Origin of the sequence: Pseudarthrobacter sp. NIBRBAC000502770 (assembly GCF_006517815.1) — a bacterium.
Taxonomy (GTDB): Bacteria; Actinomycetota; Actinomycetes; order Actinomycetales; family Micrococcaceae; genus Arthrobacter; species Arthrobacter niigatensis.
On record NZ_CP041198.1, the window covers coordinates 507,669 to 526,611 of the forward strand.

At 63.7% G+C, this 18,943-nt stretch carries 19 protein-coding genes and 1 pseudogene; 11 read left to right on the forward strand and 9 right to left on the reverse strand.

Features of this window, described 5'->3' with window-relative positions; genetic code table 11:
• Positions 1–75 precede the first annotated feature (75 nt).
• On the forward strand, positions 76–891 hold the full coding sequence (locus tag NIBR502770_RS02725; RefSeq protein WP_141180955.1) for an HNH endonuclease: 816 nt from the start codon (positions 76–78) through the stop codon (positions 889–891).
• Positions 892–1,602: 711 nt separating this feature from the next.
• Here NIBR502770_RS02725 and NIBR502770_RS02730 read toward each other — a convergent pair.
• Positions 1,603–1,824, reverse strand: a complete 222-nt coding sequence (locus tag NIBR502770_RS02730) for a hypothetical protein (RefSeq protein WP_141180956.1) — start codon at positions 1,822–1,824, stop codon at positions 1,603–1,605.
• A 272-nt stretch (positions 1,825–2,096) separates the two neighbouring features.
• The gene (locus tag NIBR502770_RS02735) at positions 2,097–2,339 is read right to left on the reverse strand and encodes a hypothetical protein (RefSeq protein ID WP_210418904.1); all 243 of its coding nucleotides are present in this window, start codon (positions 2,337–2,339) and stop codon (positions 2,097–2,099) included.
• A 641-nt stretch (positions 2,340–2,980) separates the two neighbouring features.
• Here NIBR502770_RS02735 and NIBR502770_RS02740 point away from each other — a divergent pair.
• From NIBR502770_RS02740 to NIBR502770_RS02750, 3 genes are all read left to right on the forward strand, one after another.
• The gene (locus NIBR502770_RS02740) at positions 2,981–4,414 is read left to right on the forward strand and encodes an AAA family ATPase (protein ID WP_141180957.1); all 1,434 of its coding nucleotides are present in this window, start codon (positions 2,981–2,983) and stop codon (positions 4,412–4,414) included.
• 137 nt (positions 4,415–4,551) lie between these two features.
• Complete coding sequence (locus tag NIBR502770_RS02745) at positions 4,552–5,115, forward strand: HNH endonuclease (RefSeq protein ID WP_141180958.1); 564 nt, start codon at positions 4,552–4,554, stop codon at positions 5,113–5,115.
• Positions 5,116–5,198: 83 nt separating this feature from the next.
• A complete protein-coding gene (locus tag NIBR502770_RS02750; RefSeq protein ID WP_141180959.1) occupies positions 5,199–5,444 on the forward strand; it encodes a hypothetical protein in 246 nt (81 codons plus the stop codon).
• A 749-nt stretch (positions 5,445–6,193) separates the two neighbouring features.
• On the opposite strand, the pseudogene NIBR502770_RS02755 reads toward NIBR502770_RS02750, so the two are convergent.
• Together NIBR502770_RS02755 and NIBR502770_RS02760 are read right to left on the reverse strand one after the other, a co-directional pair.
• Positions 6,194–6,922: pseudogene (locus tag NIBR502770_RS02755) on the reverse strand (DeoR/GlpR family DNA-binding transcription regulator).
• Between the two features lie 49 nt (positions 6,923–6,971).
• Positions 6,972–8,258, reverse strand: coding sequence for a GAF domain-containing protein (locus tag NIBR502770_RS02760; RefSeq protein WP_141183290.1), 1,287 nt, complete (start codon positions 8,256–8,258; stop codon positions 6,972–6,974).
• A gap of 169 nt (positions 8,259–8,427) precedes the next feature.
• Here NIBR502770_RS02760 and NIBR502770_RS02765 point away from each other — a divergent pair, with 169 nt between their 5' ends.
• From NIBR502770_RS02765 to NIBR502770_RS02780, 4 genes are all read left to right on the forward strand, one after another.
• Entirely contained in the window at positions 8,428–10,227 is a 1,800-nt protein-coding gene (locus NIBR502770_RS02765) for an NAD(P)/FAD-dependent oxidoreductase (RefSeq protein ID WP_141180960.1), read from the forward strand.
• Between the two features lie 14 nt (positions 10,228–10,241).
• Positions 10,242–11,297 (forward strand): 2,3-butanediol dehydrogenase, encoded by a 1,056-nt coding sequence (locus tag NIBR502770_RS02770; RefSeq protein ID WP_141180961.1) that lies wholly within the window; start codon positions 10,242–10,244, stop codon positions 11,295–11,297.
• A gap of 159 nt (positions 11,298–11,456) precedes the next feature.
• The gene (locus NIBR502770_RS02775) at positions 11,457–12,710 is read left to right on the forward strand and encodes a S8 family serine peptidase (RefSeq protein WP_141180962.1); all 1,254 of its coding nucleotides are present in this window, start codon (positions 11,457–11,459) and stop codon (positions 12,708–12,710) included.
• Positions 12,711–12,749: 39 nt separating this feature from the next.
• Positions 12,750–13,631, forward strand: a complete 882-nt coding sequence (locus NIBR502770_RS02780) for a class I SAM-dependent methyltransferase (protein WP_141180963.1) — start codon at positions 12,750–12,752, stop codon at positions 13,629–13,631.
• A gap of 27 nt (positions 13,632–13,658) precedes the next feature.
• Here NIBR502770_RS02780 and NIBR502770_RS21415 read toward each other — a convergent pair whose 3' ends face one another.
• On the reverse strand, positions 13,659–13,997 hold the full coding sequence (locus NIBR502770_RS21415) for an HNH endonuclease (RefSeq protein ID WP_246857375.1): 339 nt from the start codon (positions 13,995–13,997) through the stop codon (positions 13,659–13,661).
• A gap of 430 nt (positions 13,998–14,427) precedes the next feature.
• Between NIBR502770_RS21415 and NIBR502770_RS02790 the strand changes: the two genes are divergently transcribed.
• Both NIBR502770_RS02790 and NIBR502770_RS02795 read left to right on the forward strand, forming a co-directional pair.
• A complete protein-coding gene (locus NIBR502770_RS02790; protein WP_141180964.1) occupies positions 14,428–14,928 on the forward strand; it encodes an SRPBCC family protein in 501 nt (166 codons plus the stop codon).
• Positions 14,929–14,935: 7 nt separating this feature from the next.
• Complete coding sequence (locus NIBR502770_RS02795; protein ID WP_141161282.1) at positions 14,936–15,415, forward strand: nucleoside deaminase; 480 nt, start codon at positions 14,936–14,938, stop codon at positions 15,413–15,415.
• 30 nt (positions 15,416–15,445) lie between these two features.
• On the opposite strand, the gene NIBR502770_RS02800 is transcribed toward NIBR502770_RS02795, so the two are convergent.
• The 4 genes from NIBR502770_RS02800 to NIBR502770_RS02815 all read right to left on the reverse strand — a co-directional run bounded on the left by NIBR502770_RS02800 (position 15,446) and on the right by NIBR502770_RS02815 (position 17,542).
• Positions 15,446–15,748, reverse strand: a complete 303-nt coding sequence (locus tag NIBR502770_RS02800; RefSeq protein WP_141180965.1) for a YciI-like protein — start codon at positions 15,746–15,748, stop codon at positions 15,446–15,448.
• Positions 15,749–16,011: 263 nt separating this feature from the next.
• Complete coding sequence (locus NIBR502770_RS02805) at positions 16,012–16,401, reverse strand: type II toxin-antitoxin system VapC family toxin (RefSeq protein ID WP_246857377.1); 390 nt, start codon at positions 16,399–16,401, stop codon at positions 16,012–16,014.
• An 8-nt stretch (positions 16,402–16,409) separates the two neighbouring features.
• On the reverse strand, positions 16,410–16,673 hold the full coding sequence (locus tag NIBR502770_RS02810) for a type II toxin-antitoxin system Phd/YefM family antitoxin (RefSeq protein ID WP_141180967.1): 264 nt from the start codon (positions 16,671–16,673) through the stop codon (positions 16,410–16,412).
• A 143-nt stretch (positions 16,674–16,816) separates the two neighbouring features.
• A complete protein-coding gene (locus NIBR502770_RS02815) occupies positions 16,817–17,542 on the reverse strand; it encodes a hemerythrin domain-containing protein (RefSeq protein ID WP_141180968.1) in 726 nt (241 codons plus the stop codon).
• A 535-nt stretch (positions 17,543–18,077) separates the two neighbouring features.
• Here NIBR502770_RS02815 and NIBR502770_RS02820 point away from each other — a divergent pair.
• On the forward strand, positions 18,078–18,920 hold the full coding sequence (locus NIBR502770_RS02820) for a triacylglycerol lipase (protein WP_141180969.1): 843 nt from the start codon (positions 18,078–18,080) through the stop codon (positions 18,918–18,920).
• The last annotated feature ends 23 nt before the right edge of the window (positions 18,921–18,943 follow it).

Consider the following 18,943-nt stretch of genomic DNA (forward strand, 5'->3'; position numbering starts at 1 on the left):
CAGGCCGTGAACCAGACCTTCGGGGACGCGCTAGCGCAGTTGGGCGCACTCACAACCCTGTTATTGGAACCATGCATGATTTCGCAAGCAGGCATCGCCGGGACGGGTGCACGCCTTGCCGGCATTGAGGCGGACCGTGGACTGGTCATCGCCCTCTCGCGAACAATGACCAGTGCCGCCGCAACCGTAATGCCCGAGGAATCCGCCGGCGCGCTCGTCCGCCAGCTCGGGCGGTGGGCCCAGGACAACCCGGATGCATGGCGGGACGCCGTCGAGGAAATCAGCACCCAGGACGTGGCCCTGACCATCACGGTCAACCACGAGATACTGGATGACCCGCGGGAGCCACCTGGCGGCCTCTGGCGTGCCTTCGGCATTGAGTGCTGGGCACGAATCCCGGCGCGGACGCCCGATGAGATAACCCGCAGCCTCATCACCGTGGCGTCTCCCGCTCTTGCGCTAGCCCTGAACGGGTTCCTTCAAGATGACGACAGGCCGGTCCTGCCCGCATTCGAGCCTCTGCCCGAGGGCGCGATGACCACCGTCAAAGTGAACCGCTACGAACGCAATCCCGTCAATCGGCTCCGTTGCATCAGCCACTACGGGGTCGAGTGCTGGGCCTGTGAACTTAACTTCGGAGAGCACTACGGTCCGGCCGCAGCAGGTTACATCGAAGTCCACCACCGCATCCCTGTCTCGTCGATGGGCAATGGGTACTTGGTGGATCCCGTCCGCGACCTCGTGCCGCTTTGCAGTAACTGCCACTCGGCCGCGCACCGCCGAAATCCGCCATACGAGCCATCCGAGATACGCGAACTTCTCGGGCTGCCGCCGAAAGTGCCGGCACTCCCTGCGGTCGGCGGTCCGGCTGCGGCACCGGGCTCTGAGTGAGAAGGGGCCCGTCGACCCATCGTAGGATTCGCCAGGAGGAGTTGCCGTTAGAGCGCCGCCCGGCATTTCTAAGAACAATGTTCGGGAGAAGCTTGCTAGCCCTTGCCGTACTGATCCGAAGTGGAGTCGACACGGCTAACGACCCTCGCACGTAGATTTTTCCGTTGATGGGGAAGGCGAGGAGGGCAAACGACTGGCAAATGAGCAACCGATGCTTGCACTACGCTTGGACAACTTGTAGCACTCAGCTGCGGCGCCCGTTTTTCCCAAGCTGGGCGAGGGCTTGACAGGGGGCGTTGCTCATATGGCGATTTCATCGACGACCTGCAGAAAACAGATGATGTTTTCGCCACTACCTCTGCCACCAACCACCGTCCGCCTGACAGCTACTGCTTCGATGTCCACCACGGAAGACACGCAGGGCCGAGCAACTGGGCAGCGGAATGGCTGGACCGCGAGGCGGTAAAAACAACCGTACTGTCCAGTACCCTAAGTTCCAAGAACGAATCATCGAGCGAAGCTATGACCGCACTCGCTCACGCCTAAATGGTCAGTGCACCAAAGGTTGCAAATCGGTGTTGCAGCGAGCGTTCGGGCCCCTAAACTCGCATCTTCAGATCTGGGACTCCGCCGCCAAAAGGTTGGTACCTGCGTGGACGTGGGGAGTTCAACGTAGGGTTGTCGCGCTGAACAGCCTGAGCGCGGGGCCGATCAGAGATACTGTCTCAGCCAGTCGGGCATGCTGGAGTCCTTAACTCCCCACGATTCCTGGAGCGTCTCATCTTCCTGCCAGATGTTCTCATCGCCATCGAAGAACTTCTGCCTGTGGCACTTGTACTTGACGACGGTGTCCCCTTCGAGTCTGTACTCGTTCCAGTAGTAGTTCTGCCTCCCGTGGCCTTTCCACTCCTGGGTTGTGTAGATCGTCGTCATGACGCCTGAGTGTAGCAGGGCGCCGAGATGGCGTTGCGCCTTGGCCACGGCGTTGCCTTATCACGGCGCGCCGGTAGCCGACCGCCCCGTGAAGCGACGATGAAGACGAATCGTTTGAGCCGCAACAAAGTTTCAGGACCTAGATGGTGGTCGGTACCGGAAGATGCGGATTCCGCTTCAACGTTTGATATGACCTCCTTTCCCGCGTAAAGAGTGGATTGAGGCGCTGTCAGTCCGAACAAAGTCCGGAAGACTTCCAAGAGCTTCGCTCATCATGGCTCCGACGGCGGACCTTGTACGGTCACCCCGCCGCACCCCGCAGCAATGAGGCCGGAAGCGCAGAAATGGCGCAGGTCATGCAGCCGCACTCCTGACAGTCCGGCATCCTTGACTGTCTTGCGCCACCAGTAGCCAACGGTGTTTCGATGCGGCGGCATCCCGTCGCTGCCGTTGAGCAGCCATTGCTGGGGGCCGTATACGCCGATTTTCTCAATATGAGCGGCAAGCATCTGCACCAGTCCATCCGGAATATGCACTGCGCGCGCTCAAAACCGTATTTAGGTGGGGTGACGGATGCGATGCCCGCCCCCGCCCCATGGACCTTGCCTTTGAACCCCGAGCGTCCGGTGCAGGGAAGTCAAGGAAGTCAGTGTCAGAGGTTCACACACGAAGATCCAAGATCCTGCAGTCCGCACCAAAGCAAGTCGGCCAACAAGCGCATTATCGTTGATCAGCTAAAACCCGACGAATACAAGGGTCCCGACGTTAAGGGAGTGGAATTTGGCTTCAGCGTCTGGTTCCCGCTCTGTGCAGTGACCCTGCCGCCCTTAAGGTCAATGGGGTACGTCCTGGTCTAACCTAGTATGTGGGTTCCTTCTTTCCAGCGCAGACCTCTCAGGCGCAGTCCAAGAAAAGGTGGACGAATAGATCGGCACTGCCACTAAGAAGGTAGTGAAGCGGCGTATCTCCGCACAGCCGCTGGAGGTATTGGGGCCTAATTTATCGTCGCGGCATGGCATTTCAAGGATGGATAGATATTGACGGTCAATGAGCAGGTCACGCAAAGTTCATTAGGGAATGGGATTTGCTCGTGAAAGCGTTTCGTTTATCTTCTTTTGCGGAACTAGACACAGCCACCGGTGAACCAACTTTTGAAGTGGATTTCGATGCAGGTCGAACCAAGTCGCCTATAAATGCTGACGGCAGCGAATCCTGGACTACGGTTCTTACTGGGCGGAACGGTGGCGGCAAGAGTAGAACGCTGGGAGCGCTGACGACTCTGCTCACAGAGGGTCGCGGAGGTCGAATTCGAATCCGTAAACCAGAGAATTTGTGGAAAGTTGTCTACTTTGTTGGCAATACTAGATACACGGTACGCAATGACCGGCGAGGGTATCTTGCTGTGTACAGGGATGGAAGGCAAGTGCCCTTTGAGGGCGGTGCTGAGTTCCCGTCCCGAGTGATTGCTGTGACCGCTGCGGCCAACGATAAGTTTCCAAACGTCCGAAGGTCTCCTTATGAAGACGATACCTACTATTACTTTGGATTACGCGACGCAACTAACCGGGCATCTGGTGTCGCACCTCTTTTAGCGGCCTTGCAAGCGCTGACAGCGGCTAAAGCTGGTGATGCGCGGAGGATAAAGGCAGTTGCCACCGTATTTGCGCTCCTTGGGTATCATCCGTACTTGAGGCAGCAATACGGAATGCGATACTCAAAACTCCTTAGCGAGGATGTTTCACTATCCATGCTTTACGAGGCTGGCGCGTTAGGGGTGGACGCGCGCACGCGCATAGGGCGCTTGCTTCACCGAGACCCTAGTGTTCTGGAGCAGCTTGAAGCCGCGTGGGAGGTCTTAAGGGTGCATATGCTCCGGGGATCGATCTGGGAGATAGAAGTAGACTTTTCGCACGGTGACGGCGGCGACCTTGAGGAAAGCCGGTTATTTGACAGCGCGGATCTGCTGAGACGCGCGGGACTGCTTCGTCTTCAATCAGTGTATCTTTCGACGCTGAAAGACGGATCACTCGTAGACCTTCGTGACGCCAGTTCAGGACAGATTTCCCTTGCGACTACCTTCTTGAGTATTGCCGCATCGATAACACAGGGGTCGCTTATTCTAATAGATGAGCCGGAGATTAGTCTGCACCCTGAGTGGCAGACTGCATATCTGGGGCTTGCAAGACGTCTATTCTCGGATTATGCAGGATGTCACTTTGTGATCGCAACGCATTCTCCTTCGGTAGTTTCTGGTATGCCTGGGACTAGCGCGAATGCTATTTCTCTCGACCCGGAGCATCGCAATGTTGAAGCAGATTCAAACTACGGAGGCAACTCTATCGATGAGTTACTCGTTCAGGAATTCGGGGTCTATGAGAGTGGTAATCTTTTTTTGCAGAAGGAGGTGGCAAAAGCTCTAGACTTGGCTTCGACTGGTGAAATTGCAAGCGATGCCTTCGCCAAGGCGGCGAAGACGATCGCTCCTGCTGCGACTGAGCTTGAGGGCGAGCCGTTTGGAATGCTCATCTCAAGCCTCCTTCGGGCTGCAGAGAGGGTCAAGGCGGAGCAGAGGGGCGCTGATTCACGTTGAGTTCCGTTCACTACAAGTACCAACCCAAGGACGCGCAAGCGCTTCAGTCGAACGTCGGGGATGGCCAAGACATATATGGAGCAGACTGGGATGCGCAGTCGTTGGAGCCTGTGCGAAAACGATTGAAAGACCATCACATGACCGAGGAAAGCCAGCGCTGCGTGTACTGCCGGGAAGAGATCCTCGACAAGCATGGCATGCACTGGAACATTGACCATGTTGTTCCGAAATCGGTGGCCCCTGAGTTCACGTTCTTCCCATTGAATTTAGCGCTTTGTTGTTGGGGCTGTAACCAAGCAAAAGGTACGAGCGATCCGCGCACGAAGAGAGCGCTCAAAAAACCGATATATCCTTCCGTGTCTCAGGACTATAGGGCTTATCATCCATATTTTGATGAATGGGATGAACACCTCTACAAAGACGCGGAGTCGAAGTTGGTCATTCCTCGTCCGGGCAGTACAAAGGGTGCTACAATCATCGAGATTTGCAATCTCCAACGCTTGGCTGCACGCAAGGCTGAGCTTATTATGAACGCAAAGGAGAGCCGCTCAATTGAGAGGGTGCGCGAATTGATGAAAACGGGGGACGTCAAAACGATCGAAGGTTTCATTCAAGCGTTGGAGAGCTTTAGTGGTTCTACGGACGAATTTGCGGCGTTAGCCCGGCAGATTTATTCGTCGCACCTTGCGCCCGACGATTAGCCCAATCAGCGCATTCTTTTCCTAGTGGGGCACCCCCACTCCCGCTGTCATCTCGGATGTCACCGAAGGCGCGGCCGGGAACGGTGAACGCATCGCGTTTCTCGGCTCTTCACGGTTCACGGGGCCGGCCCTCCGGCCTGGTCGGGGGGATCGTTCTGCCACCGTTGGCTGTCGATCCGCAGCGCCAGTTCGCTCGCACCCCGTATACCGCCAGCTTCGCCCGGGCCGGCGTCGAGTTCACCCTGGCGTCCTTGCACGCGCTCTGGCGCACGAACGCGGCTGAACGGCTGCCGGAGATCACCGCTTTCGCCCGATGGATGCAGGACTGAGCCGGCAAGCCCAACGATTGGAACACCAACCTCATGGTCCTGGGAGACCTCAACCTAGACCGAATCGGCGACCCGCTCTACGAGGCGTTCATCTCCACCGGCCTCTGGCCCCCTATCGATCTTAACGCCCTCCGGGGACCATTTTCGACGACGACAAGACCAATCACTTCTACGACCAGGTCGCATGGTTCTCGAAGCCGGACGGCACCTCATTGCTGAAGGGCCTTGCCTACGGGCTGAGAGCAGGCTCGTTCGACTTAATTCCGCACGTCTTTCGTGGCTTGAGCCGCACGCCATCTTCCTAGCGAAAGTGCCGGACACCCTCAATTACCTCTATTTCTAAGACTTCGTCAGCCTTTACTAATCGCTGAAGAGGCACTCTTCCGACTGAAAGATCGCCAGATCTATTACGGTCCGGCCCATTTCGTGGGTTCCAGCTTCCCTCAAGGGCAATACCTCGGAGTACAAACTGTAGTGAAAGCCGCGGTTCCTGAGGCAGGAGCGCCTTTAGCGCCACTCCACATCTGATATGGCCTTCAGAGATGTCAGTGGTGGTGACTCGCTGCGTCGGATGGTCCACATGTGTAACTGACTGTTGTTTCATTTTCTTGGCATGTCTTTTAGAGGCAGCACGACATTCTGACATCGCAGGTTTCTCATTCGCTAACTATTGCATTGAAGATGTTGCCCAGACTCTGCCTCAGCCCGATCGCTTGGACGGTCCTTCGACTTGACCTGCATCTCATCTCTTAGCCACCGACCGCAGCCACCTCAAGCGCAACCCCCGCGTTCCGGAACTTCTGCACCTGCTCCGGGTCGGCGCCGTCGTCCCTTACCAAAGTCCAAGGCGACGCCAGCCGCGCCGACGCATGGGATGGCCGCAGTCTGAGCTTGGAGGAGTGGGCCAGAACGTACACGTCCCCGCTGCGCCGGGCCATGACCTCCTTGGGCGGGTCTGGGAGTGGTCGGCTTCGCCGATGCCGTCGTCGGCGGTGACGGCATCGGCGCCCAGGAACACCCGGTCAAACCTAATCCGCTCGAGCGCCGCCTCGGCCAACGGACCCACAAAACTCTGCGAAAGGCTCCGAAGCCGGCCGCCCAGGCAGTCCACCTCGATGCCCTCCGGGTTGGCGAGTTCCTGCATGGTCTTGATGCCCGGCGTGGTCACGGAGAGCTTCTCGAACAACGCGCAGTTCGTGGGCCAAGGCGCCCGCGGTGGAGCCAGCGTCGAGCAGGATGTTCTCCCAGGGCCGGATCACGGACGCCGCCCAGGGGGCGATGGCGTGCTTCTGCTCGAACGCCTCGCCGGTGCGCTGCCGCAGCGACACTTCCGGGTGAGCGCCTAGGGCCACGATGCCGCTGTGCGTTCGGGCTAGCCGGCCCTGCCCGTTCAACATAGCCAGGTCCCGGCGGATGTTGGACGCGCTTACCTCGAATCGGGCGGAGAGTTCCTCCACCGGACGAATGACGTGGTCCATGGCCGCTACCACGTCGTAATCGCTCCGGCCGGCCGCTGTTTCGAATCGCTCAATAGGCCGTGGAAGACGAAGCTCGAAAAGCCAAGTACCGCGGATCCTCCCGCCCCACCAGCCAGCCCAGCGCTTCCACCGCCTCAACATCTCCAGCCCCCATATCCGTGGTCAGCCACTGCACCAGCAGCCCTGCGTCGCCGCTGCCCCGGACCGCCGCACCAACCGCGAGTTCCAGCTGGTCCCGCAGCAGCTGCACAGCCAGAACACCGGACCGGCTGAGCAGGGGAGCGGTGTACGCTTCCAGCGCCTCACCCACCCGCCCTTCCCGCAGCAGCCGCTGCACCCTCCCCGAATCCGTGCACCCAACCAGCCCGGCAGCAAGCCGGTACGGGTTCGACTCCACCGCATCGCCCAGCATCGAACGGACCCGGAACACCTCGGTCCGGATGGCCTGCGGCGTGCCCGCATCCCCGTGCAGCTCGTACGCCAACTCCTCGGCGCTCCAGCCTTGCGACCGGGAATCCAGCAACGCCAGGATCTCCGCCCGACGCAGCGTCAGCGGGACCCTGCTTCCGTCAGCAAACACCGCCGCCGGCTTGTCCCCAAGCAGCTCCAGCGACGAGACTCTAACACCAGGCCGACGCACACCTTCCCGGGACGCACGCACGGAAGACGACACACCCAAGGAGGGGCCGCCGTCGGACGTTCCCAGCAGCGACTCCGCCACCCGGACCGCGCACCGCACCATCCGCAGCGTGTCCGCGCTGATGGTGTCCAGCGGCCCGGAAACATCGAGCACGCCCAGCAACGCACCCGTCAAAGGGTCCGTGATGGGCGCCGCCGTGCAGGCCCAGTCGTGGTGGGTGCGGACCAGGTGCTCGGCGGAAAACAGCTGCACCGGCCCGCCGGTGACCAACGCCTCGCTGATGGCGTTGGTCCCGATCCCGGCCTCGGACCAGTCCGCCCCTTCGGAAAACTCCAGCCGGTCCGCCCGCCGCAGTGCCTCCCGGCTGCCCAGCCGCCACAGGATCTCGCCGCCGGCATCGGTGAGCACCAGCAGGTGCCGGCCGGAACTGGAATCATCGGCCAGCAAGTCCTGCAACGCCGGCATCACCAGCTGCAGCCGGTGCCCGCGCCGCAGCTGCACCACCTCGGACGGGTCGTGCACGTGCCGCGGGCTGTGCTGGTCCGGGCTGATGCCCAGCGCCATGGACCGGCGCCACGATTCCGCCAGCGGTGTGGGGATCTCCGGGCGAGCGACACCGGAGATCACCAGTTCATGGGCGCGACGCAGGGCACGCGCGTACTTCGCCGGGTCCGAGAACCTCAGGCCGTAGTCCACCGTCTCCTCCTCACCGCTGGCGTCCTGGCCGGCAGCGCCCGTGTAACGCACTTGTTACCCCCGCCGCGTTCGAATAGTGATGCAGCTCACGCCCGCCCCAGCATACCGCAGGGACACCGGCGGGAGGGGGCCGCCCGGACACCCGTGGGACTGACACAAAGGAGTGGAGATGACCGAAACACCCACCGCCGCCGCCCAGGCCTGGCTGGCCAGCCTGGACCAGGCGCTGCAGCGGCGCGACGTGGACGCCGCGCTGGACCTCTTCGAGGACGACAGTTACTGGCGCGACTTCGTGGCGTTCACCTGGAACCTGAAAACACTGGAAGGCAAGGCGGACATCCGCCGTATGCTCCAGGCCACGCTGGACCACGTCCAGCCCGCCAACTGGGCGCTCGCCGAGGACGCCACCGGCAGTACCGCCGCCGACGGCACCGTTGAAGCCTGGATCACGTTCGAAACCGGCGCTGCCCGCGGCTACGGCCACCTCCGGCTGCGGAACGGCAAATGCTGGACGCTGCTCACCACCATGCAGGAGCTGAAGGGCTTCGAGGAGAAGAAGGGCCCGCGCCGCGAGCAGGGCGTGGCGCACGAAATCGTCCGCGGCCGGCGCTCCTGGAAGGAACTCAAGGAGGAACAGGAAGCGCGGCTGGGCTACGAGGAGCAGCCCTACTGCGTGATCATCGGCGGCGGGCAGGGCGGCATCGGCCTTGCCGCGCGGCTCAAGCGGTTGGGCGTGCCCACCCTCGTGATCGAGAAGAACCAGAACCCGGGTGACTCCTGGCGGAACCGCTACAAGTCCCTGCACCTGCACGACCCCGTCTGGTACGACCACCTGCCCTACCTGAAGTTCCCGGAGGACTGGCCCGTCTTCGCCGCCAAAGACAAGATCGGCGACTGGCTGGAGCACTACACCCGGATCATGGAGCTGAACTACTGGTCCGGCACCGAGTGCGTGGGCGCGGAGTACGACGACGGCACGCAGGAATGGGCGGTCAGCGTCCTCCGCAACGGCGAACCGGTGACGCTGCGGCCCAAGCAGCTGGTCTTCGCCCTGGGCGTCTCCGGCTACCCGAACATCCCCGCGTTCGACGGCGCCGAGAGCTTCCTGGGGGAGCAGCGGCACTCCTCCCAGCATCCGGGCGGCGGGGACTGGACCGGGAAGAAGGCGGTGGTGATCGGCTCCAACAATTCGGCGCATGACATCTGCGCGGACCTGTGGGAGCACGGCGCCGAGGTCACCATGGTGCAGCGCTCCTCCACCCACATTGCCCGCAGCGAATCGCTGATGGACCTGGCCCTGGGGGACCTGTACTCGGAGAAGGCGCTCGCCAACGGCGTCACCACGGAGAAAGCGGACCTGCTGTTCGCGTCCCTGCCGTACCGGATCCTGCCGGAGGCGCAGGTGCCGGTCTACGAGGAGATGGCGAAGCGGGACGCGGAGTTCTACTCGCAGCTGGAGGCCGCCGGGTTTGACCTGGACTTCGGCGTGGACGGGTCCGGCCTGTTCCTGAAGTACCTGCGGCGCGGCTCCGGCTACTACATCGACGTCGGCGCCTCCCAGCTGATCATCGACGGCCGGGTGAAGCTGAAATCCGGGCAGGTTTCCAAGATCACCGGCAACGCCGTGGTGATGGCGGACGGCACCGAGCTGGAGGCGGACCTGATTGTCTACGCCACCGGCTACGGATCCATGAACGGGTGGCTGGCGGACCTGGTCTCGCCCGAAATCGCGGACAAAGTGGGCAAATGCTGGGGCTACGGCTCGGACACGCCAAAAGACCCTGGCCCATGGGAGGGGGAGCTGCGCAATATGTGGAAACCAACCAATGTCCCCAACCTCTGGATCCACGGCGGCAACCTGCACCAGAGCCGGCACTACTCCTCCTACCTGGCGCTGCAGCTCAAGGCCCGGATGGAGGGGCTGGAGACGCCCGTCTACGAACTGCAGCCCAGCCACCACACCCGCTAAAGGAAGAACCCATCATGAAGGCAGCACGATTCCACGCCCGCAAGGACATCCGCATCGAGGACATCCCGGAACCCGAACTCCGCGCCGGGGCGGTGAAGATCGACGTCGCGTGGTGCGGCATCTGCGGCACCGACCTGCACGAGTACCTGGAAGGGCCCATCTTCTGCCCGGCGCCGGGCCATCCGCACCCGCTCTCCCACGAGGAATCTCCGGTGACTCTGGGGCACGAATTCTCCGGGACTGTCTCCGAGGTCGGCGAAGGGGTGACGGGCCTGGCGAAGGGGGACAACGTCGTCGTCGAACCCTACTTCGTGGACGGAGACTGCGACATGTGCCAGGCCGGCAGCTACCACCTGTGCCGGCAAATGGGCTTCATCGGGCTGTCCGGCGGCGGGGGAGGGCTGAGCGAGAAGATCGTGGTGGACCAGCGGTGGGTGCACCCCATCGGGGACATTCCGCTCGATGAGGCGGCGCTGATCGAGCCGCTGTCCGTGGCCCACCACGCGGTGGCGCGCAGCGGCGTGAAGGCGGGCGACACGGCGCTGGTGGGCGGGTCGGGGCCCATCGGCCTGCTCACCGCCGCGGTCCTGAAGGGCATGGGGGTGACCACGATCATCAGCGAGCTCACCCAGGCGCGCAAGGAGAAGGCCACCTCCAGCGGGGTGGCGGACCACGTCCTGGACCCGAGCAAGGAGGACGTCCCGGCGCGGGTGCGGGAGCTCACCGGCGGTACCGGGGCCGACGTCGCGTTCGAATGCGCCGGCGTGAACGCGGTGCTGGACACCATGCTCGACGCCGTCCGGCCCGGCGCCGTGGTGGTTAACGTGTCCATCTGGGGCGCGCCGGCGACCATCGACATGCAGAAGATTGTGCTCAAGGAGATCGACCTGCGCGGCACCATCGCCTACGTCCGCGACCACCCCGCCGTCATCAAGATGGTGCAGGAGGGCAAGGTGGACCTCAAGCCGTTCATCACCGGCCGGATCGCCCTGGAGGACCTGGTGGAGCAGGGCTTCGATACCCTGATCAACCACAAGGACACGGCGGTGAAGGTGCTGGTGCACCCGTAGGGGCCGGCGGGCGGCCGCCCGGTCTGAAAGGAAGGACGACGGCGGAAGGGGAGTTTCGTCGTCGTCCGTCCTGCCCTGCCTGCCACCCCCGCGCGGCCGGCAACATATCAAGGGTCTTTCCCCCTATCCACCCGTGCCGTGTGCGCGGAAGATAGCCCCATGAAAAAGCTTGTGCTGGCGAGCTTCGCCACCCTTCTCCTGGTTATTGGCAGCCTGCTGGGCGCGGTGGTCCCGGGCAACGCCGCACCCACGCCGGCGATCACGGCAGGGCAGATCCTGGTTAAGTTCCGCGACAATGCCGCCGCTGCGGGCGCCCTCAGATCGCACGGGCTGACCGATGGTCCGGACGTGGGCAGCACTGGCGCGCACCTGATTACCGTGCCGGCAGGGAAGGAGCTGCAGCTCGTCGAGGCCCTGTCACGGAACCCAGTGGTGGAGTACGCCGAACCGGACTACGTGGTTACTCCGGCCTCGGACGACACCTACTTTCCCCGGCAATACGCCCTGCAGAACACAAGCCAGTCGTTCACGAACACCGACGGTACGGTGACGGTTCCCGCCGGGACCACTGACGCCGATGTGGACGCCGTGGAAGCCTGGACCGTTACCACCGGCACGGGAATCAAGGTTGCTGTCCTCGATTCCGGCGTCGCCCTGGACAACCCCGACATCACCCCGAAGGTGGTGGCACGGGTCAACTACACCACGTCCAGAAGCAACGACGACAACTACGGGCACGGAACACACGTCGCCGGGATCGTCGCGGCCACCGCCAACAACGGCATTGGCGTGGCCGGAGTGTGCCCGGGATGCAGCATCCTGGCTGGCAAAATCCTCAGCGACACCGGAGCAGGGTCCAGCTCAGGCCTTGCGAACGGCATCAACTGGGCCGTCAAGAATGGCGCCCAGGTCATCAACATGAGCCTGGCTGTCGGCGCGTCAACCACCCTGGAAACCGCGGTCAACAACGCCTGGAACGCGGGCGTGGTACTGGTTGCTGCAGCCGGCAACGGCGGGAACACCAGCATGAATTACCCGGGAGCCTACCCGAACGTCATTGCCGTGGGGGCAACGGACAACAACGACAAGAAGGCGTCGTTCTCCACTTACGGTGCCTGGGTAGATGTGGCAGCGCCGGGGGTCAGCGTCTACTCCACCTTCCCCAACCACAAGTTCGTCCTCGCCCGGGAGTACAACCGTTCCCAGGGGTACGACATCGGCAGCGGCACCTCGATGGCTTCACCGATTGTTGCTGCAGTCGCCGCGCTCGCCCGCAGCACCAACCCCGGCGGCACCGCCTCGGACATCCGCGCCAAGGTGGAATCCAGCACCGACGCAGTTGGCGCCATCGGGACTGACTGGGCCCACGGCCGCGTGAATGCCTGCAGGGCGGTCGGGGCAACAGGGTGTTGACTCTTCCTTCGCGCTGATGCGCCGTTGTAGGGTCGGGGCGTGATCGTCCCCGATATCTCCCATGACGTCGTGGCCGTGGCGGATCACTACGACGAGCTCGATCCCGTCTACCGCCGGGTGTGGGGTGACCATGTCCACCACGGGCTGTGGACGACGGGCCGCGAGACACCTGCCGAGGCCGTCGAGGCGCTGGTGGATACTGTTGGCGATCGGCTGGGACTGTTGCCGGGCCAGGCGTGCGTGGACATCGGCTGCGGTTATGGCTCCACCGCGCGGCGGCTCGCGGTGACGCGCGGGGTCCGCGTCATCGGCGTCACGCTGTCCGCCGAGCAGGCTCACTACGCCGCCGCGCACCCTGTTCCGGGCGTGGACATCCGGGTCCGCGACTGGCTCGCCAACGGGCTGGCCGACGCCTCGGCGGACGCCGCGTGGGCCATCGAGTCGAGCGAGCACATGGTGGACAAGCCCCGGTTTTTCGCCGAGGCGCACCGCGTACTGGCGCCCGGCGGCCGGTTCGTCATCTGTGCCTGGCTCGCCGAGACCGATGCCCGCGGGTGGAAGGTCCGCCACCTGCTCGAGCCGATCTGCCGCGAGGGGCGCCTGCCATCGATGGGCACGCGTGAGGATTATGAGGCGATGGCAACGGACGCGGGCTTTACGGTCACCGGCTATGAGGATGTCAGCCGCAGGGTCGCCCGCACCTGGCCGATCTGCGCTCGCCGGCTGGTGAAGGCCCTGCTTGTGGATCCCGAGATGCGCCGGCTTGCCCTTCGGTCCAGCAACCGCAACTCGTTTCCCGGCATTCCCCGCCTGATCCTGGCCTACCGCACCGGTGCCATGCGCTACGGGATCTTCACGCTCACCAAGGCTGGGGAGAACAACACGCAAACCAGGCCAAACGCCTCAGCCGAAGCCGACTGACCGGAAGCGCCTGCTCCGTCCCGGGGCTCAGGGCAGCGGCTGACGCTCGCCCACGCTGACCGAGGCCGACGGCGGAAGGTAGTCACGCCGTCGTCGTTCCATCCGGCGCTGCTGGCCCGGAGACGGGATCCTCGCCCGCTTGGCGCGGTTGCACCTGGCGCACGCGGCAACGAAGTTCTGGAGACTGGTCGAGCCGCCCTTGGACCATGGGTAGAAGTGGTCGCCGTGCTCGGCGGGGCGGCCGCAGCGGCGCCCGAAGCCCGCTTCCAACTCGCACAAGCCACCGGCCCGTGCCATCCCTTCTCGGCGCTGCTGGCGGGTGAAGCGGCGTACCGGGTCGCGGCGCCGGACATCTCGGCTCGTCATGACCGCTGCGGCAATGCCCAGAACCACTGCGGCGACGCCAGGCACAGTGACCGCGGCGACGACTCCATCTAACAGGCCGCGCAACACCCCAGCGGCCGAAGCCGGACCCGGTCCAGCTGTCGGCGCCGCCCTTGCCATGAGCGCCGAGATCACGGCGACAATGAGCCAAATAAGTACCGCCGAATACGCCAGGCGTAGCCCCTGACGCGTCCAATAGATCCGGCCCAGTTCCTGCATTGATTCCCCCAATTTTGGTCGCTCGGATCCCGTGGTCCGGGTGTCCAGGAAATCGTATAGGCCGGGCGGCGGCGGATGATCAGGTTGAGCTCAGTTTTTGCAGAGATTCCGCGCCTGAGCCCATCCCGGCTCAGGAGCAGTTCCTGGTGTGCAGCCAACGGCAGGAGAAGTGGGCGTCTGCAAGGATGGAGCCATGAACCAGAGCAGCATCCGCCACCACCAGGCCTCCGTCACCGTCAACGCATCCGCCGAGACCCTCTACGACCTGGTCTCCGACGTCACCCGCACCGGTGAGTGGAGCCCGGTCTGCAAGGCGTGCTGGTGGGACGACGAGGCAGACGCCGGCCAGCCCGGCACATGGTTCACCGGGCGGAACGAGCTCCCGCACCGGACGTGGGAAACCCGCTCGCAGGTAGTGGCAGCCGACCGCGGACGCGAGTTCGCCTGGGTGGTGGGCGGCAAATATGTCCGCTGGGGCTTCACCCTCTCCCCGGCAGCTGCCGGAACCGTCCTGACCGAGTCCTGGGAATTCCTGCCCGACGGTCTAGCCATGTTCCGGGAAAAATACGGCGCTGACGCTGACGCCCAGATCGCCGACCGCACCCAGCAGGCGCTGGACGGCATCCCGGCAACACTCGCGGCAATCAAACGGATCGCCGAGTCCATCACCGCCCACGACGAAGTAAGGACCTAAAGCCGCTATGACCCACGAACAGCACCAATTCGCCGCGCCGGCACTGGAGAGCACGGACCTTCCGGCATTCGAGGCCGCCTACCAGGCCGCCCAAAAAAGCCTGGCCGAGGGCGGCATCCCCATCGGGGCTTCGATCGCCCGGGACGGCGAGGTCTTCGCCAGCGGGCACAACGAACGGGTCCAGAATGCCGATCCGATCGCGCACGGGGAAATGTCCGCACTCCGCGCCGCCGGCCGGCAGAAGAGCTACCAGGACACCACGCTGTACACCACCCTGGCCCCGTGTGCCATGTGCGCGGGAACCATCATCCAGTTCAAGATCCCCCGCGTGGTAGTGGGGGAAGCACAGACGTTTGACGGCGAACTGGACCTCCTGCGCGCACGCGGGGTTGAGGTGGTGGTCCTGGATGATCAGCGTTGCGTGGACATGATGCGCTCGTTCCAGTCCGACAAGCCGGAGCTGTGGGCCGAGGACATCGCCGAGTAGGTTCAGGTCAGTGTGGCCAAACAGTCACGTCTAGGGGTGGACCGGTGAGGCGGCTTCGTTGCCCAATACCGTGGTCCAGGGGCTGGCGGTCCACGACGTCACGACGCCGTTGATGACGTAGGGGTCTGCGGCGGCAAACGCTTTGGCGGCCTCGAGCGGGTTCTCGCCGGTGAAAATCAGCAATCCCTTGAAGGGGCCTTCGCCGGCTGCTCCGCCCAGCAGAAGCTCGCCGCGTTCCACCGCTTCCCACCCCGCCCTGAGATGGTCGGCGCGGTACTGTTCACGGCTCTCAAGATAGTCGTCAGCGTAGGTGTATTCGAGCACGGCGTGCATGGGTGACCCTCCGTTTGGTTAGTGGTTTGGTTCGCTGTAGAAGCAGCGTACCCACTGTGTGCTGGGCGGAAACCCTGCACCTCAGCCAAGGCGACGGAGCACGTGAAGCGGATGCTGCCGCCGTCGTGGTTCAATTCTCCCGAGGCGAGGCCGCCTGCTCGTCAATGCCGCACCAGCCGGCAATGACGCCGAGGCGGACTCACGCACCGAGATCCGCCTGGACCTGACGCGCAGCTGGGGAGTGGTGTCCCTACCAGCCCAAGTTAGTGGGGTTCGGCGCCCGGGCTGTGACTTCTTAGCCCTGCCGCGGTTGCCGCCCTCAGGAGCTCCTTGTCGAAGGCCACCAACTCGTCGACCTCAAGCCTTATCGCGGCTGCCAGATGAATCGCGTCGGCACTCCGCAACTTACCCGGCAGTGCAGCGGCATAGGTGAGGTCGGAGCGAACCAGGTCCACGAGGTTGATGCCGGCCAGTACAGTGTTGACCAATTCCGGCGGCAAGCCCCGGCGGTTGGCCGCCCAGTGGAGTTCCGTGAAGAGAAGCATCGAGGCAACCAGCAGGGCGCCCTCTGCGGCCGACGCCGTCAGAAATTCCGCAGTTGGGCCGGACTCGGCTTCCTCAACCACGAGCTTGAGGGCAGCCGAGGTATCCACGTAAAGGATCAACGGTCGCCGCGCAGATCGTCGAGAATTTCGGCGCTGCCCGTGGCAAGCGTTGCCCGGGGGATCGATCGGAAATCAACGGGGCCCCGGGACGCCCGGACACCGCCCGATCGGAGTAAACGCTCAAAGGGTGAAGCTGCGGGCGGTATCAGCGTAGCGGCAACTTCACCGTTGTTCGTGACGTCGATGATTTCACCGTTTTTTACCCGCTCCAGGATCTTGCTGCTTTGGTTGCGCAGCTCACGATGGGGGATCGTTGTCATGGCAAACCTCCGTAGCAATCGTAGCATCGATCCCTTCCTGCCGCCCGACCTCGCGGCGCCCACCTCCCTCGACGATGGCTTCCGGGGTCCGCCTGGGCGTGGCCAAGGCGTGCCGCGCCGGTCCCCCCAGCCCTGGACCGGCGTTACAGTGTCTCCGGGATGGGCCGGCCCGGGAACAGCTTGGCGTACTGTTTCCGGTACATCCGCCGCCCCACCAGCTTGTACGCGAGGCGGACCGGCGCCGGGATTTCCTTGAACAGCTCTACGCGGTCCGCCGGCGGGTTCGTGGCCAGCACCATGCCAAGGTAGGCCACCATGAATCTCTTGTCGAACTTGTCGATCCCGTGCTGTCCCACCGCCGCGGCTTCCTTTTCGGTCATCACCCGGTCCACCACAGGCATGACCTCGGTGACCTCGCGGCGCAGGTGCACGTCCAGGACCGCCTTCAGGTCCTCGTACAGCGCGGCAAGCTCTGATGCGTCGGCGGCGTCCACTGTCCGCATCCACCGCAGCCGCACCGGCTCGATCCGCTCCAGTCGCTGGGTGACCTGCCGGTGGTGTTCGAGCATCTGCGCGATGTGCAGGACGCAGCCGGGGGCGCGCTGCTCCAGCGGCGGATACATCAGCAGGTCCTCACCCTCGTGATGGACGTGCAGCACCATGTCGAAGTTTCCCAAAACTTCCCCAACGTACGCGGCGCGGGCCGCATCCCCCGCAGCGACGGACCGCACCAGGCCCGGGGCCTCGGCGTAGGCCCACAGGAAGAAACGGTGAATGCGGCGCATGGCCGCGGTCCCGGTGCAGAGGACCGGCCCGGGCGGCACGGGAGCGGCGGTCTCACCGGGCTGCATCGTGAAGAAATCGGTCATGGGGATGGCCCCTTTCGTCGTGCGAGACCAGGCCCCTCCCCGCGAGCATGGTATCCCCGCGCCCAGCCGCAAACAATGCAGGAAAAGCTCAAGGGTCCGCCCCACAGGACGCGGCAGCCGAGGAGGACCAACGACGGCGGCACGCCGGGTGGGAGCGCTGCGATTGATGGGCGCGGGCTCTGCCGACGTCGCCGGAATGGTGCCAGCCCGCCGGAACTGAACGGCGAGCTGGCACCATTCCGGCGTTCTCGGCCCGCGGCCCCAAATGCACGTTTGTGCAGCAGCTGCTGAGCGGGCGTCCACGCGCATGAAGAGCCAAAAAGTGCTACTCACCAGTAACAACGCGAGTGCTTCAGGTCACATTCACAGTGACCTCCAGTGCTGGTGATCCCGCCTTTTCCCCGCACGTTCGTGCACTTTCGCTGCGAAGGAGTGCCGGCTGCTGCCAGCATGGAAAACCACGGCCGGAACTGATGGGCACCCCCAAGACCATCAGCAGCGGCCGCTCCAGAGACAGACAAACGAAGAGGTTTCCATGTCATTCCTAAGCCGAGCCCTGTCAGTTGCCGCCGCGGCACTCCTGGCCTCATCCCTGGTGGCCGCTCCCGCCCAGGCGGTCGACGTCTCCCCGCCCGGGGCCAACGACTGGACCTGCAAACCGTCAGCGGCACATCCGTATCCGGTGGTCCTGGTTCCGGGAACCTTCGAGAGCATGGAGAAGAACTGGTCCACGATGTCGCCCTACCTCAAGAGCCAGGGGTACTGCGTCTTCGCCCTGAACTACGGGGCAACCAACGGTATTTATGCCACGGCTCCGGTCAAGGATTCCGCAAAGGAACTCGCACCGTTCGTTGACGCCGTCCGCTCCGCCACGGGCGCCAAGCAGGTGGACCTGGTGGGCCACAGCCAGGGCGGCATGATGCCCCGGTACTACATGGGCTTCCTGGGCGGCGCCAAGTACGTCCACCAGCTTGTCGGCATCGCGCCGTCCAACCACGGCACGGAAGGCGTGATCCTTCCGCCGCCGGACCTGGTGCCCACGCCCGATTACACCGCAGCCGGCTGTGCGGCCTGCGCGGACCAGCAGGCGGGATCGCCCTTCATGCAGGAGCTCAACTCCATCGGCGATACTGTCGCCGGCCCCGCCTACACGGTCATTTCCACCACCCATGACGAGGTTGTCATCCCGTACAACAGCCAATACCTCAGCGGCTCCGCCCGGCAGGTCACCAACATCACCATCCAGGACAAGTGCCCGGCGGACGTCATTGAACACGACCAAACGCCCAATGATCCTGTGGTCCACCAGTTGGTAGGCAACGCCCTGGCCCAGCCGACCGGTCCGGCAGACCCGGCATTCCAGCCCGTCTGCCTCTAGCGCACAGGCGCACAACAACCAGC

Bases quoted from the DNA above. Each gene is read 5' to 3' on its own strand.
- NIBR502770_RS02725 (WP_141180955.1), top strand. From the start codon at position 76: ATGATTTCGCAAGCAGGCATCGCCGGGACGGGTGCACGCCTTGCCGGC.
- NIBR502770_RS02730 (WP_141180956.1), bottom strand. From the start codon at position 1,824: ATGACGACGATCTACACAACCCAGGAGTGGAAAGGCCACGGGAGGCAG.
- NIBR502770_RS02745 (WP_141180958.1), top strand. From the start codon at position 4,552: ATGACCGAGGAAAGCCAGCGCTGCGTGTACTGCCGGGAAGAGATCCTC.
- NIBR502770_RS02765 (WP_141180960.1), top strand. From the start codon at position 8,428: ATGACCGAAACACCCACCGCCGCCGCCCAGGCCTGGCTGGCCAGCCTG.
- NIBR502770_RS02770 (WP_141180961.1), top strand. From the start codon at position 10,242: ATGAAGGCAGCACGATTCCACGCCCGCAAGGACATCCGCATCGAGGAC.
- NIBR502770_RS02775 (WP_141180962.1), top strand. From the start codon at position 11,457: ATGAAAAAGCTTGTGCTGGCGAGCTTCGCCACCCTTCTCCTGGTTATT.
- NIBR502770_RS21415 (WP_246857375.1), bottom strand. From the start codon at position 13,997: ATGACGAGCCGAGATGTCCGGCGCCGCGACCCGGTACGCCGCTTCACC.
- NIBR502770_RS02790 (WP_141180964.1), top strand. From the start codon at position 14,428: ATGAACCAGAGCAGCATCCGCCACCACCAGGCCTCCGTCACCGTCAAC.
- NIBR502770_RS02795 (WP_141161282.1), top strand. From the start codon at position 14,936: ATGACCCACGAACAGCACCAATTCGCCGCGCCGGCACTGGAGAGCACG.
- NIBR502770_RS02800 (WP_141180965.1), bottom strand. From the start codon at position 15,748: ATGCACGCCGTGCTCGAATACACCTACGCTGACGACTATCTTGAGAGC.
- NIBR502770_RS02810 (WP_141180967.1), bottom strand. From the start codon at position 16,673: ATGACAACGATCCCCCATCGTGAGCTGCGCAACCAAAGCAGCAAGATC.
- NIBR502770_RS02815 (WP_141180968.1), bottom strand. From the start codon at position 17,542: ATGACCGATTTCTTCACGATGCAGCCCGGTGAGACCGCCGCTCCCGTG.
- NIBR502770_RS02820 (WP_141180969.1), top strand. From the start codon at position 18,078: ATGTCATTCCTAAGCCGAGCCCTGTCAGTTGCCGCCGCGGCACTCCTG.